The sequence below is a fragment of the Thauera sp. WH-2 genome (assembly GCF_048321015.1).
Lineage (GTDB): Bacteria > Pseudomonadota > Gammaproteobacteria > Burkholderiales > Rhodocyclaceae > Thauera.
Window position 1 is genome coordinate 87,241 of record NZ_JBLWFG010000002.1, and the last position, 14,721, is coordinate 101,961.

The following is a 14,721-nucleotide window of genomic DNA, read 5'->3' on the forward strand; positions in this document are numbered from 1 at the left end:
TCCCCCCGCCACCAACCCGTGCCCAACCAGCCCACCCCATCTCCCCTGCCGCACCTCCCTTCCGATGCACCGCGACTGCAGTTGCGCGGCATCGGCAAGGTCTATCCGGGGGTGGTGGCCAACGAGGGGGTCGACCTCGCGGTGCAACCAGGTGAGATCCGCGCGGTGCTGGGTGAGAACGGTGCGGGCAAGTCGACACTGATGAAGATCATCTACGGCGTCACCCGCCCGAGCGCAGGCCACCTGTTCTGGGAGGGGACGGAGGTGCATGTCGAGAACCCGGCGCATGCGCGCAGCCTGGGTATCGGCATGGTATTCCAGCATTTCTCGCTGTTCGAGACCCTGACCGTGGTCGAGAATGTGGCGCTGGCCCTGCCCGGCAACCCGGCGCTGGACGAACTGGCGCAGCGCATCACGGAGGTTTCCGAGCGCTATGGCCTGCCGGTGGATCCGCGCCGTCGTGTGCACGCACTCTCGGTGGGCGAGCGCCAGCGCGTCGAAATCATCCGCTGCCTGTTGCAGAACCCACGCCTGCTGATCATGGACGAGCCCACCTCGGTGCTCACCCCACAGGCGGTGCGCAAGCTTTTTGCAACCTTGCGCCAGCTCTCGGCCGAGGGTTGCTCCATCCTCTACATCAGCCACAAGCTCGACGAGATTCAGGAACTCTGCCACACGGCCACCGTGCTGCGCGGCGGCAAGGTCACCGGCGAGTGCATCCCGGCGCAGGAAACGCCGCAGTCGATGGCGCGCATGATGATCGGCAAGGATCTCCCGCACTGCGTGCATGGCGCGGCACGCACCGACGGCGAACTGCGCCTGCGCCTGGCCGGCCTGTCACATGCCAGCGAGGACCCGTTCGGCACCGACCTCGAGGACATCCACCTCGACGTGCGCGCCGGCGAGATCGTCGGCATCGCCGGCGTGTCGGGCAACGGCCAGCAGGAGCTGCTGCGCGCGATCTCGGGCGAGGAGGTGCTGGCGGAGAAGTTTCCCGTGCAGATCTGCGGCGTCGAAGCCGGCCGTCTGAAGCCCGCCGAGCGGCGCAGGCTGGGCCTGTGCTTCGTGCCGGAGGAGCGCCTGGGCCGCGGCGCCGTGCCCGGCATGTCGCTCGCCGACAATGCACTGCTCACCGCCGCACGAGGGCAAGGCATGCTGGCCGGCGGCTTCGTGCGCTTCGCGCGCGCGCGCGACTTCGCCCGGCAATGCATCGCGGCCTTCAACGTGAAGTGCGGCGGCCCCGACGCGGCGGCCAAGTCACTGTCGGGCGGAAACCTGCAGAAGTTCATCGTCGGGCGCGAGATCCTGCAGGCGCCCAGGCTGCTCGTGTGCGCCCAGCCTACCTGGGGCGTGGACGTGGGAGCCGCCACCTTCATCCGCCAGTCGCTGATAGACCTGCGCGACCGCGGCTGTGCGGTGCTGGTCATCTCCGAGGAGCTCGACGAGTTGTTCGAGATCTGCGACCGCATCGCCGTCATCGCCCAGGGCCGGCTGTCACCCACCCGCCCCGCAGCCACCACCACGCTCGAAGACATCGGCGTGTGGATGAGCGGCATGTGGCCCGCCGCCGACCTCGAACACCAACCCCCCGCCGGCATGCCGACGGAGCCCGCCGATGCTTGAACTCGAAGCCCGCGCCGAACCTTCACGCCTGATGTCCTGGGCCTCACCGCTGCTCGCGGTGGCACTGACCCTCGCCGGCGGCATGGTGATCTTCACCGCGCTCGGCAAGGACCCGGCCGAAGGCTTCCGCATCTTTTTCCTCAATCCCGTGAAGGATCTGTACGGCGTCTCCGAGCTGCTGCTCAAGGCCACGCCGCTGATGCTGTGCGCGATCGGCCTGGCGATCGGCTTTCGCGCCAATGTCTGGAACATCGGTGCCGAAGGCCAGTTCATGCTCGGCGCGGTGGCCGCGACCGGGGTGGCACTGTCTTTCGATGGCACCGAAAGCGCCCTGCTGCTGCCGGCGATGGTACTGGCGGGCGCGCTCGGCGGCGCGGCCTGGGCCGCGATTCCGGCGCTGCTGCGCACACGCTTCAACGCCAACGAGATCCTGGTGTCGCTGATGCTGGTGTATGTGGCACAACTCTTCGTATCCTGGCTGGTGTTCGGGCCGTGGAAGGACCCCGACGGTTTCAACTTCCCGCAGACCCGCATGTTCGGCGACGCGGCGCTGATGCCGATGATGCTCGAGGGCACCCGCCTGCACTTCGGCTTCGTGCTCGCGCTGGCGGTGCTGGTGGCCGGCTACGCCTTCATGAACCGCAGCTTCGCCGGTTTTCGCATGCGCGTGGCCGGCGAGGCGCCCGATGCGGCGCGCTACGCGGGCTTCTCGGCACAGCGCATGGTGTGGATCGGCCTGCTGCTGGGCGGGGCGGCAGCGGGGCTCGCGGGCATGGGCGAGGTTGCCGGGCCGATGGGCCAGCTTACCGACAAGGTGGGCAGCGGCTACGGCTTCGCAGCGATCATCGTCGCCTTCGTCGGCCGGCTCAACGCCTTCGGCATCCTGCTCGCCAGCCTGCTGATGGCCCTGCTCTACATCGGCGGCGAGCAGGCGCAGCAGTACCTCAACCTGCCGAGCGCGATCTCGATGGTGTTCCAGGGCATGCTGCTGTTCTTCCTGCTGGGCTCGGACGTTTTCATCCACTACCGCCTGCGGCTACGCCGCCGCGCGCCCCAGAGCGACTGAGGAGGCAACGGAAATGGATGCGAGCCTGTTCACATCGATCCTGTTCGCCACCGTGGTGGCGGGAACCCCGCTGATCATCGTCGCGCTGGGCCTGCTCGTGAATGAGAAGGCCGGTGTGCTGAACCTGGGCGCCGAGGGCATGATGGCCATGGGCGCGGTCGCCGCCTTCGCCGTCACCCACCACAGCACCAGCCCCTGGCTGGGCGTGCTGGCCGGCATGGGCGCAGGCATTGCGATGGCGCTGCTGTTCGGCGTGCTGACGCTGACCTTGATGGCCAACCAGGTCGCCTCGGGCCTCGCGCTGGCAATCTTCGGCGTGGGCCTCGCGGCTTTCGTCGGCAAACCCTATGAAGCGGTCGCGCTGCAGGCGGTGCCGCCGATCCGCATTCCCTTCATCGCCGACATCCCGCTCATCGGCGAGGCGCTCTACAACCAGCAGGCGCTGGTGTATTTCTCCTGGGCCCTGTTCTGGACGCTGCTGTGGTTCCTGCACCGCAGCCGCGCCGGGCTGGTGCTGCGCGCGGTGGGCGAATCACCCGCCTCGGCGCACGCGATCGGCTATCCGGTGATCCGCATCCGCTATCTGGCGGTACTGTTCGGCGGCGCCATGGCCGGTATCGGCGGCGCCTTCCTGTCGGTGTTCTACACGCCGATGTGGGCCGAGGGCATGGTCGCCGGGCGCGGCTGGATCGCGCTGGCGCTGGTGGTGTTCGCCACCTGGCGGCCGCTGCGAGTGGTGATCGGTGCCTACCTGTTCGGCGGCGTCATGATCACGCAGCTCTTCATCCAGGGCTCCGGGCTGCAGATCGACTTTCCGTCGCAGCTGCTGTCCTCCCTGCCCTACTGGGCGACCATCGTCGTGCTGGTGGCGATCTCGCGCAACGCCGGCACGATCCGGCTCAACTCTCCGGTGTCGCTGGGCAAGCCCTACCGCCCGGAAAGCTGACGCTGCCGAAAGCGTGAAATTTTCGGGTTGCCCCCTTCTCCGGGTGGCGTAGCATCGCGCCCGAACCTGACCGAAGAGGCTCGGCGCCTCCCCCATAATGCTCCTCGACCTGATCCGGACTACTGCCCTCCTTCTCGCCCTGTGCATGCTGCTCGGCGTCAACCAGCGTTTCTCGGCGTCGGGCAGTCTACAGGCCCAGCTCGGCGCGGGACTGATCTTCGGGCTGATCTGCGTCGCCGGCATGATGATGCCGGTGACCCTCGCACCGGGCGTGATCGTCGACCCGCGCTCGGTGGTGCTCAGCCTCGCCAGCCTGTTCGGCGGACCGTTGACCGGCGCGCTCGCGGGCCTCATCGCCGCGGGTTATCGCATCGCGCTCGGCGGGGGCGGCGCGGCGATCGGTGTTACGGTGATCGTGATCGCCGTGGCCAGCGGGCTGTTCTACCGCGGTACGCTGCGCAGCCTGGGGGCCAGCAAGGCGCCGCTCGGCCTGTTCGCGTTCGGGGTCGTCCTGCACTTCATCACCCTGCTGATGATCTCCCAGGTTCCCGGACAGAGCATGGCGAGCGTGTTCGAAGCGCTGGGCCTGCCCTATCTGCTCGTGATGGGCGCCGGCACCGCCCTGGTGGGCATGCTGCTGCTCGACATCGAACGGCGCCGCGCCACGCAGCTCGCACTGCAGAAGAGCGAGGCCCGCCTGCGCGCAATCACTGCGGCGCTGCCCGATCTGCTGTTCCTGATCGACGAGGACGGGCGCTTTCTCGAGGTCATCACGAGCAGGCACGAACTGCTCCACACGCCGGCGGCGAGCGTGATCGGAAGACGCTTCGATGAGGTGCTGCCCGAGGCGGAAGGCGCTGCGGGTCTCGCGGCGATCACACGCGCACTGGATACCGGAGAGCGCCAGACCCTGGAGTACACCCTGTCCACCGCAGCCGGCGCACGCGATTTTCGCGCCTCCATCCAGGCGCTCGACCACGCCCTGGACGGACAGCGTGCGGTGGTCGCGCTGGTGCAGGACGTCACCCAGGCGCGCGCCAGCGAAGCGGAGATTCGCAATCTCGCCTTCTACGATCCCCTCACCAGCCTGCCCAACCGCCGGCTGCTGACGGAAAGGCTGGAGCACGCGCTCGGCGATGGCAGTCGCGGCGGCGCACATGGCGCGCTGATGTTCATCGACCTGGACGACTTCAAGAACATCAACGACGTTTACGGCCACCAGGCAGGGGATCTGCTCCTGCGCGAAACCGCTACGCGGCTGCGTGCCATCGTGCGCGAAACGGATACCGTGGCGCGCTTCGGCGGCGACGAGTTCGTGATCCTGCTCGAGCACCTTCCACAAGGCAAAAGGGAGGCCGTCGCCGCAGCGGATCAGGTCGCTGCGAAGATCCTCACCCGGCTCGGCGCCCCATACCGCATCGGCGGCCGACAGCAGACCACCACCGCGAGCATCGGCCTGGTGATGTTCGGCGACCGCCCCTACACGGCGGAAGAGCTGATGCAGCGCGCCGACCTGTCGATGTACGAATCCAAGCGCAGCGGCAAGAACACCGTGCGCAGCTTCGATCCAGCCATGCAGAGCAGCCTCAGCGAGCGCATGCGCGCTCAGGCTGCTCTGCGTGCCTCCCTGGAGAACCGCGAGTTCTTCCTGCACTACCAGCCTCAGTTCGACCGCGAAGGCCGCATCACCGGCGCGGAGGCCCTGTTGCGCTGGACGCATCCGCGAGAGGGTGCCGTGCCGCCGTTCCAGTTCATCAAGCTTGCCGAGCAGATGGGGATGATGCCCGAGCTCGGCCGGCAGGCCATGGAGATGGCCTGCCGCACCCTCGCAGGATGGGCTGCGGACCCCCGGCTCCAGTCCTGCTCACTGGCGGTCAACGTCAGCCCCGCCCAGCTCTATCAGTCCGGCTTCGTGGACGAGGTAAGCGCCCTGCTTGTCCAGACCGGCGCCCCGGCCGAACGGCTCAAGCTCGAGATCACCGAATCGCTGCTGCTTAGCGACATCGAGCAGGCAATCACCGCCATGAAGCAGTTGCGCGCAATGGGCATCCGCTTCTCCATCGACGACTTCGGCACGGGGTATTCGTCGCTGAGCTACCTGCAGCAGCTGCCGCTCGACGAGTTGAAGATCGACCGCGTATTCGTGCGCGACCTGCCGGACAATGCAAGCAGCCTGGCGATCGTGCGCACCATCATGGCGCTTGCGGACGCGCTGAGCCTGCGCGTGATCGCAGAGGGCGTCGAGACCCATGCGCAACACACCTGCCTGCTGGACAACGGTTGCGATGGATTCCAGGGCTATCTGTTTGCCCGCCCCGAAGAAGGCCACGCCTTCACCGCACGACTCGGGAAATTTGCCTGATCCACTGCCAATCGGCGTGGTTTGGCACTAGCCTTGCGATGCCATGGATAGGAACCGGGGAACGCGGTGCCCGACCGCCCCGTAAGAGGACTTGAATGGAAGCACGTTCACACCAGGCGGCCACACGCCCGAACAGCCCCGATACGCTGCCGGCGACGCCCCCGACGCGTTATCGCAGCATCTTCGCGAATAGCCACGCGGTGATGCTGATCCTCGACCCGGGCAGCGGACGCATCATTGACGCGAACCCCGCCGCGGAGGCCTTTTATGGCTGGCCGCACGACGTGCTCACCCGCATGCACATCACCGACATCAACACCCTCTCTCCCGCCGAAGTGGCCCGTGAGCTCAAGGCGGCACAGGCCTTGCAGCGCAATCATTTCGAGTTCCGCCACAGGAGAGCCGACGGCTCCATCCGTGACGTCGAGGTGCACAGTGGTCCCGCCGAGGACGGGGACCGCGCCCTGATCTTCTCGATCGTGCATGACATCACCGAACGCAAGCAGGCCGAAGCCGCGTCTCGTCGCTGGGAGCGTTTTTTCCGCATGTCGAACCTCGGCATCGCAATGCATGGTGTTGCCGACAACACCATCATCGACGCCAACGAGACCTACGCGAGGCAGCACGGTTACACCGTCGACGAAGTGCGCGGCATGGAGATCACCCGACTCTATGCGCCCGAGGCGCATCAGCAGCTTGCTGAATGCCTGGCCGAGGCGGACCGCACGGGAAGCATCAGCTTCGAAGCAGAGCATTTGCGCAAGGACGGCAGCCGGATGCCGATGGTGATCGGCGTCACGACAGCATATGAAGACGAGGGTGGCCCTGTGGCACGCTTCGCGTTTGCGCTCGACATCAGCGCGCGCAAGGCGGCCGAGGAGAAATTGCGCAAGCTGTCTCGTGCAGTGGAGGAGAGCCCGGAGAGCATCGTCATCACCAACACCGCCGCCGAGATCGAATACGTCAATGAGGCGTTCGTCCGCAACACTGGCTACTCGCGTACGGAGGCGATCGGGCAGAACCCCCGTGTGCTGCAGTCCGGACGCACGACCCCCGAGACCTACCGCCAGCTCTGGGACACCCTCACCGAGGGCAAGCCCTGGCGAGGCGAGCTCTTCAACCGTCGCAAGGACGGCAGCGAGTACCTCGAACTCGTCACGATCACCCCGATCCACGACGAGAGCGGGGCGACGACGCACTACGTGGCGGTCAAACAGGACATCACCGAGCAGCGGCGCATGGAGCTTGAGCTGCAGCGCTATCATGAACGCCTCGAAGGCCTGGTGGCGACCCGCACCATCGAACTTCAGCAAGCACTCGATGCGGCCAACGTTGCCAGCCGCGCCAAGAGCGAGTTCCTCACCACGATGAGCCACGAGATCCGCACGCCGATGAACGGCGTGATCGGCCTCCTCGACGTGCTCGAACGCTCGCCGCTCACGACCGAGCAGACACATCTGGTCAGGATCATGCGCGAGTCGGCCTCGACCCTGCTGCAGTTGATCGACGACATCCTCGACTTTTCCAAGATCGAATCAGGCAACCTCGAGCTCGACATCGGTCCAGTCTCACTGCAAGAACTCCTCGATCGCGTCGTCGACATCATGCAGCCGGTCGCCGAGCGCAAGCGCGTCAGGCTCACCGCGCACATCGGCGACGACACGCCCGCGATCGTGCATTCCGACGGACTCCGTCTGCGGCAAATCCTGCTCAATCTGCTCAGCAATGCGGTGAAGTTCTCCGCGGGACGGGCACAGCCCGGCGAGGTTGCGCTGGACATCGATCAGACCACCGACGGCATGCTCCGCTTTTCGGTCAAGGACAACGGCATCGGCATTTCTCCCCAGGCCCTCGAGAAGATCTTCCAGCCTTTCTCGCAGGCGGAATCCTCCACCACACGCCGCTTCGGCGGCACGGGGCTTGGGCTATCGATTTCGACCCGGCTGATCGAGCTGCTCGAGGGCCGCATCGAAGTACAGAGCCTTCCAGGCCAGGGGGCCACCTTCATCGTCACGCTTCCGGTGAACGCGATCAACGGAAAGACCGCGCACACGGTAGCGGTCACGCCGCCCGCCAGCGCCCCCCCTTCATTGTCCGCCCCACCCAGCCACGCGCGCCCGCGCGTCGCACGTGGAAGAATCCTCGTCGCGGAGGACAACGACATCAACCGCCGCGTCATCGAGCGCCAGCTCGCCCTGCTCGGCCTGCAATGCGATCTGGCCGAGGACGGCTACCAGGCCCTGGCGCGCTGGCGCAGTGGAGCCTACGCCATGCTGCTGAGCGATCTGCACATGCCGGGGATGGACGGCTACGAGCTGACGGCACGCATCCGTGGCGAGGAAAGCACCGCACCGCGCATGCCGATCATCGCCATCACCGCCAACGCGCGCCGGGGCGAGGCGCAGCGCTGCATCGACGCGGGCATGGACGACTTCATCGTCAAACCGGTCGAAGTCGCGGTGCTGCGGCAGGTGCTCGGGCGCTGGATGCAGCTGGAAGACCACGCCACAGCGGGCGCGCAATCGGTGGCCAATGCGACGCCCGCATCCCCCCCCGTCTTCGACCCCCAGGTGCTTCCCGGCCTGATCGGCGACGACCCGGCGCTGGTCGCAGAGTTTCTCGGCGACTACCGTCGATCGCTGCACGAAACCCTGGTTCAGATCCGGGCGGCATGCAAGGACGGCCAGTGGCGCAGAGCGGGTGAGCTCGCGCACCGGCTGAAGTCCTCGTCGCGGTCGGTAGGCGCCATGCAACTCGGCGAACACTGCGCCGCCCTGGAGCTGGCCGGCCGAAACGAGGACGGCCCTGGCATCCCTGCGCTCGTCCAGGACGTCGAGGCGTCGGGAGACGCCGTCCTCGCCGCACTGGCCTCGTTGGATGACACACGCGCCCCCGCAGAGACTGCCGGTGCCGGCGCCCGCCGGCACCCCTGAAACGTCGGACCTCCATCGACAGAGAATGCTTCGATGCCCGCAGAAACGCTCAAGATACTGATCGTCACCGACATCACCGCCGACGCGATGCAACTCGTACGCCTGCTCGAGGATCATTTCGAGCATCTCGAGACGTCCTCGATCGAAAGTCGCTTCATCACCGACTTCGAGCGTGTCCGGCCCGACGTGCTGGTGCTTGCATTCCCCAGCCTGGAGCGGGCCGAACGCTACTCGCTGGGGCTCTACCGCCACTGCGAGATCGCGCACACCCTGCCCCACCGCAGCATCGTGCTGTGCGACAAGGATCATGTGCATCGCGCTTTCGAGTTGTGCAGGAAAGAATACTTCGACGACTACGTCATGTACTGGCCGATGGTGTACGACACGCCACGCCTTGCCATGTCGATCCTGATCGCCGGGCGCTCGCTCAGTGTCCAGCGCGCAGCGCCCGCGGCACGCGAGGTCGCTGCGCATGCGCGTTCGGTCGGGCAACTCGAGGCCGTGCTCGACGACAGCCTCGCCGTCGGACGCCAGCACGCCGAGGCGCTGGGCGATGCATTGAGATACGCAGACGCTGGCACCCAGACCCTGCTCACACCGAATGCACACATGCCGGCAACATCGGCCAAGCCCCCACACGCTCCGAACACCCCTGCATCGGGTACGCCCTTACCCGCATCGGGTTCACCCTTGCCCGCCGCGACCTTGACGGCCCCCCCCCCAGCCCCTTGCCGGCCTCGACCTTCGACCTTCCCCTCGGCGAGCCCGAGTTGCTGGACCTCGACCTCGACGGCGTCCCCAGCGGCCTGAGTCAGCCCCCCCCAGGCAGCACGCGAAAGCGGGACGACGTGATTCGGGAAGTTCAGGTGCGCATCGATGACGCCCAGAAGAAGGTCGTTCCGCTGACGGAATGGATCGGCAGCCTGAAGAAGGATGTCCAGCCTCAGCTCGACGCGGCGCGACAGCTCGGCGAACTGGCCAAACAGACGCCGCCGCTGGTCCTGGTCGTGGACGACGATCAGTTCCAGTGCAAGTTGCTGGAGCGCATGCTCGGCAACGCCGACTATGGCGCAGTGGTCGCGCACTCAGGCGCCGAAGCGCTCGCACTGCTCAGGCGCCAGCAGCCCGACATGATCCTGATGGATGTCGCCCTCCCCGACCTCAACGGCGTCGAGATCACCCGCCGCCTGAAATCCTCTCCAAGGACGGCGGCGACACCGATCGTGATGATCACCGGACACAGCGAACGGCAGGTTCTCCAGGCAAGTCTCAAGGCCGGTGCGGTCGACTTCCTCGTCAAGCCCTTCGACCGTGAAGTGCTGCTGAACAAGATCGCGCGCCACCTCGTGCGCTGATGGCCTCGTTGCGCACCACCTGGACAGTCGTGCGAAACGTCACACCCAAAGATCAAACTCATCAAATTCAACTTTAAAACCATCATCAATCGAAGTTGCTTGAATATAATCCGGCGCTTCAGCTCATGGAGTTCACCTCTTGCGGAGCACCAACATGATCACCCCGGTAGAGATCTTCCCGTGGGACGCCAACTTCGAAACCGGCATCGAGCGCATCGACACGCAGCATCAGCAGCTTGTCGGACTGCTGAACCGTCTCGTAAGTCACCTGGCGTTTCAGTCCGACGCCCCCACGCTCGACACTGTCTTCGGACAGTTGCGCGACTACGTCGAACTGCACTTCACCACCGAGGAGGCCATCTGGCAAAACCACCTCGGTGAAGACCGCAGCGTGGCCGAGCATCACCGCGCGCACGGGAATTTCGTGGACGAGGTTTTGCGCCTCAAGGCCGAAGAAAGCAGCAAACCCCTCGAGACGGTCATCGAGAACATCGTCAACTTCCTCACCCGCTGGCTCGCACTGCACATCCTCGAATCCGACCGCCGCATGGCGCTCGTGGTGCAGGGCGTGGAACGCGGCCTGCCGATCGACGCAGCCCGACATGACTTCGTCGGCTGCCAGTCGGGCTGCGTCGATCGGCAGGAGCCGCTACCCGCCCCGCAGGCACAGCGTCTCACGCACATCGAAGACGCGAGCAACCATCTGCTGTCCGTGATCAACGGCATTCTCGACCTGTCGCGGATCGAGGCCGGCAAGTTCATGCTTGACGAAGGCCCCGTCAGCCCGAAGGAGGTCGTGCGCCGCGCAGTCGGCATGCTTGCGCAACAAGCCGAGAACCGGGGCCTGTATCTGCGCACCGCAGATGCGTTGCCCGACATGCCACTCCTGGGTGACGCCACCCGGCTACGCCAGGCCCTGATCAACTATCTGATGAACGCGGTGAAATTCACCGCCCAGGGCGGCATCACGGTGCGCTGCACGCTCGCGGAGGACAGCGGCGACACGGCGCTCATACGCTTCGAAGTGGAAGACACGGGCCCGGGCATTCCTGCGGACCAGCTCGCACGCCTGTTCGAACCTTACGAACAGGGCGGCATCCTGGGGGCATGCCGCGAAGGGGGGACCGGCTTGGGGCTTACGATCACCTCGCGCCTCGCGGAGATGATGGGGGGCGAGGCCGGCGCACGGAGCGAGCTTGGCCATGGCAGTTGCTTCTGGTTCACCGCAAGGCTGCGCAAGTCCACAGCGGCAAGCACCGCACTGCCGGCGATCGACGCCGAAACGGCGCGTCGAACCCTCGCAGACGAACATCACGGCGCGCGCGTGCTGCTTGCCGCAGACGACGAGATCAACCGCGCGATCATCCGCGTCCTCGTATCGCGCGCCCAACTGGACGTGACCTGCGTAGCCAACGGGGACGAGGCCCGGAGCATGGCCGAGCACATCAAACCAGACGTGATCCTGATGGACATGCAGATGCCCGGAATCGACGGCATCGAGGCTACCCGCTTGATCCGTGCGCAGGACTGGGGCCTGGAAGTGCCGATCATCGCCCTGACCGCCAACGCTTTCTCGGAAGACCGCGCACGCTGCCTGGAGGCAGGCATGGACGATTTCGTCACGAAGCCGGTCTCGCCTGCGCACTTGTACGAGACACTACGCCACTGGCTTGGCAAGGGGCGAACGCGCACTAGGCAGGGCTGATCCGCCCAACCGTCACCCAGCCGCCGCGCAGCCAGCTGCGTCCACGGTGACGCACGCAGCCGACCCCCGCTCAAGTTTCATGAAGCATGGCCGATATTCGATGACCAAGCCCACAAGGGCAAGCACCGATTCTCGCCGCCGGAGCGCAGCCATGCTCGACACACTCAAGCTCAAGACCAAGATCTCCCTCCTCATCGCCGCAACCTTCGTCGGCCTGGCCATCGGCATCGTCGTCGACGCGATGAACCTGAAGGACGAATTGCTTGAGGCGCGCAAATTGCAGGTGCGTTCCATCGTCGAGAGCGCCGTGCAGAGCGCAGTCGCGCAGCACGCCCGCATCGGCGAGCTCGGCGAGGCACAGGCCAAGGAACGCGCCTTGCAGGCGATCCACGGCATGCGCTACGGCGGCAGCGACGGCAAGTCGGAATACCTCTACATCTACGACAAGGCGGGCACAACGGTCATGCACCCCTTCCGCCCCGAGTGGATCGGCCGCAATGTGGTCGAGGAAGTGCGGGACGGCAAGGGCCGCTACACGCTCAAGGACATCCTCGCGATCGCTGGCAGCACCGGGGCAGGCTTCGTAGACACCTCCTTCCCTCGCCCGGGGACGAGCGAGGCGGTGGACAAGCTGCAGTACGTCGCCACCTTCGCACCGTGGAACTGGGTCATCGGCACCGGGGTGTACGTTGACGACGTCGAGAGGCAGTTCAGGGAGAGCCTGGTGAAAAACCTCTCCCTCAACCTCGCGGTCATGCTCGTGGTGGTGGTGCTCGGTATCCAGATCGGCCGCTCCGTGCTGCGCCAGATCGGCGGCGAACCCGCCGAGGCCATGCGTCTGATGGACCTTGCCGCCTCGGGCGATCTCACGGTCGCGATCCCGAACGCCCGCGCCGGCAGCCTGCTCGGCAACCTCTCTCGCATGCTCACTGCCATCCGCCAGATGGTGGGCGAGATCTCGACCAAGTCCGCCATCGTTCGCCAGACCGCGGAGGGCATCTCGACCTCCTCCAGCCAGGTCGCCGAAGCCTCGCACCGCCAGGCCGACTCCACCTCGTCGATGGCCGCTGCGATCGAGGAGCTGACCGTCTCCATCAACCACATCTCCGAGCTGGCACGCGACACCGAGCAATACTCCTCCTCCGCCGCGCAGCTGGCACAGGGCGGCGAGGCCCGGGTCGCCGAGGCTGCACGCGAGATGGCGCTGATCTCCGAGCAGACTTCAGCCGCCGCCGGCATGATCCGTTCGCTCGAATCACGGGCGAACGAAATCTCCAAGATCACAGAGGTGATCAAGGAAATCGCAGCGCAGACCAATCTGCTTGCGCTGAACGCGGCCATCGAGGCCGCCCGTGCCGGCGAGCAGGGTCGTGGCTTCGCCGTGGTTGCGGACGAAGTGCGCAAGCTCGCCGAGCGCACCTCCGCCGCCACGGAGGAGATCAGCGAAATGACGGGTGCCATCCAGGGGGATACCTGCAGCGCGGTGGCGACGATGGACCGGGCGCTGCCACAGGTTGAGCGTGGCGTGGAACTCGCCCACCAGGCCGAGCAGTCGCTACGCGAGATCCGCGAAGGTGCCAACACCACGCTCGAGCGCATCCGCGACGTCGCGCTCGCCACGCAGGAGCAAAGTGCGGCCAGCACTGCCATCGCACAACAGGTCGAGAGCATCGCCCAGATGGTCGAGGAGACGAGCGCATCGACCGAGGCGACGGCCGCCTCGGCGAATGAACTCGATCTGATCGCGAAAGAGCTTGGCGGATTGGTGTCGCGCTTCCGCCACTGAGAACTTCATCCCGCAGGCCGTCCCCCTCCCCCGGTGCAGGCTGGGTGCGAGGGCGGCCTGCGCACAATGAGGGCGCGGGGGCCTCAAGCCCGCACCCCTGGCGCCTGCGTGCCGGAGGGGTCTGAAGTCCTGCACGCGCGCAGGAGTGAGGCGCCACAAGGAGAGGGTTCCAGATCTTGCCGGGACGTGCCACTCAGCACGGCACACCCAATGAGACTTGGGCCAGATCTTGATACGCAGCAAGAACGCGCACGCCCTGTTGCGGCTATGATCGTCGCCAGTCCTCACTTTTTTGCGCTCACCGCCGGCGGCACCTTATCCCACGAATGATGAAGAACTTGTTGATCGTCGATGACGATCGGGTGATCCTGAACCTCCTCGCGGACGGTTTGCGGGATGTTGGCTACCGCGTTGCTACGGCAGTCAGCGCGCACGATGCGCTTGCCTTGGTGCAAGCCGAGGACTTCGATCTGGCAATACTCGACCTGCGCATGCCCGACGTGAGTGGAATGGATCTCGCCCGGACCCTGCGGGCCAATGGCGGGCCACCCTTCGTATTTCTGTCTGCCTTCGGCGATGGCACCGCGGCACAGGAAGCCGCCATCGCCGGCGCAATGGGTTATCTGGTGAAGCCGGTGGATATCCCCCAGATCCCCCCCATGATCGAAGCCTCGCTCGCGCGCGCCCAGGAAATCATGGGGCTGCGCAAGGCGGCAACAAACCTCGAGAAGGCGTTGTCGGTCGAGCAGAAGACGCGCGTCGCGGTCGGAATATTGATGGTCAAGAAAGGGCTGGACCGCCAGGAGGCCTTCGAATACCTGCGCGCCCGCGCCCGCGCTCAGCGGCGCAAGCTCGGTGACCTGTCCGAGGAGATGATCGGTGCGATCGAAAACGTCAACAGCAGCTTCCGCGACGCATGAGGCGCGCCTCGGCCACGCCCCATCC

Annotated in this window: 10 protein-coding genes; all 10 read left to right on the forward strand. The window is 66.1% G+C overall.

Going from position 1 to position 14,721, the window contains the following annotated elements:
• The first annotated feature begins 18 nt into the window (after positions 1-18).
• The 10 genes from ACNKW1_RS04640 to ACNKW1_RS04685 all read left to right on the forward strand — a co-directional run bounded on the left by ACNKW1_RS04640 (position 19) and on the right by ACNKW1_RS04685 (position 14,696).
• Positions 19-1,623: an ABC transporter ATP-binding protein gene (locus ACNKW1_RS04640; RefSeq protein WP_418363430.1), complete on the forward strand. Its 1,605-nt coding sequence runs from the start codon at positions 19-21 to the stop codon at positions 1,621-1,623.
• Positions 1,616-2,689, forward strand: coding sequence for an ABC transporter permease (locus ACNKW1_RS04645; protein WP_418363431.1), 1,074 nt, complete (start codon positions 1,616-1,618; stop codon positions 2,687-2,689). Before ACNKW1_RS04640 ends, ACNKW1_RS04645 begins: the two co-directional genes overlap by 8 nt.
• A 13-nt stretch (positions 2,690-2,702) precedes the next feature.
• On the forward strand, positions 2,703-3,635 hold the full coding sequence (locus ACNKW1_RS04650; RefSeq protein WP_418363432.1) for an ABC transporter permease: 933 nt from the start codon (positions 2,703-2,705) through the stop codon (positions 3,633-3,635).
• Between the two features lie 97 nt (positions 3,636-3,732).
• Positions 3,733-5,997: a putative bifunctional diguanylate cyclase/phosphodiesterase gene (locus ACNKW1_RS04655; protein WP_418363433.1), complete on the forward strand. Its 2,265-nt coding sequence runs from the start codon at positions 3,733-3,735 to the stop codon at positions 5,995-5,997.
• A 95-nt stretch (positions 5,998-6,092) separates the two neighbouring features.
• A complete protein-coding gene (locus ACNKW1_RS04660) occupies positions 6,093-8,930 on the forward strand; it encodes a PAS domain S-box protein (RefSeq protein WP_418363434.1) in 2,838 nt (945 codons plus the stop codon).
• A gap of 33 nt (positions 8,931-8,963) precedes the next feature.
• Positions 8,964-9,740 (forward strand): hypothetical protein, encoded by a 777-nt coding sequence (locus ACNKW1_RS04665; RefSeq protein WP_418363435.1) that lies wholly within the window; start codon positions 8,964-8,966, stop codon positions 9,738-9,740.
• 56 nt (positions 9,741-9,796) lie between these two features.
• On the forward strand, positions 9,797-10,285 hold the full coding sequence (locus ACNKW1_RS04670; RefSeq protein ID WP_418363436.1) for a response regulator: 489 nt from the start codon (positions 9,797-9,799) through the stop codon (positions 10,283-10,285).
• A gap of 154 nt (positions 10,286-10,439) precedes the next feature.
• Positions 10,440-11,990 (forward strand): bacteriohemerythrin, encoded by a 1,551-nt coding sequence (locus ACNKW1_RS04675; RefSeq protein WP_418363437.1) that lies wholly within the window; start codon positions 10,440-10,442, stop codon positions 11,988-11,990.
• Positions 11,991-12,141: 151 nt separating this feature from the next.
• A complete protein-coding gene (locus ACNKW1_RS04680; protein WP_418363438.1) occupies positions 12,142-13,776 on the forward strand; it encodes a methyl-accepting chemotaxis protein in 1,635 nt (544 codons plus the stop codon).
• Positions 13,777-14,102: 326 nt separating this feature from the next.
• Positions 14,103-14,696 carry an ANTAR domain-containing response regulator gene (locus ACNKW1_RS04685; protein WP_418363439.1) on the forward strand — a complete coding sequence of 198 codons (594 nt, stop codon included), beginning with the start codon at positions 14,103-14,105 and terminating at the stop codon, positions 14,694-14,696.
• Positions 14,697-14,721: the final 25 nt, after the last annotated feature.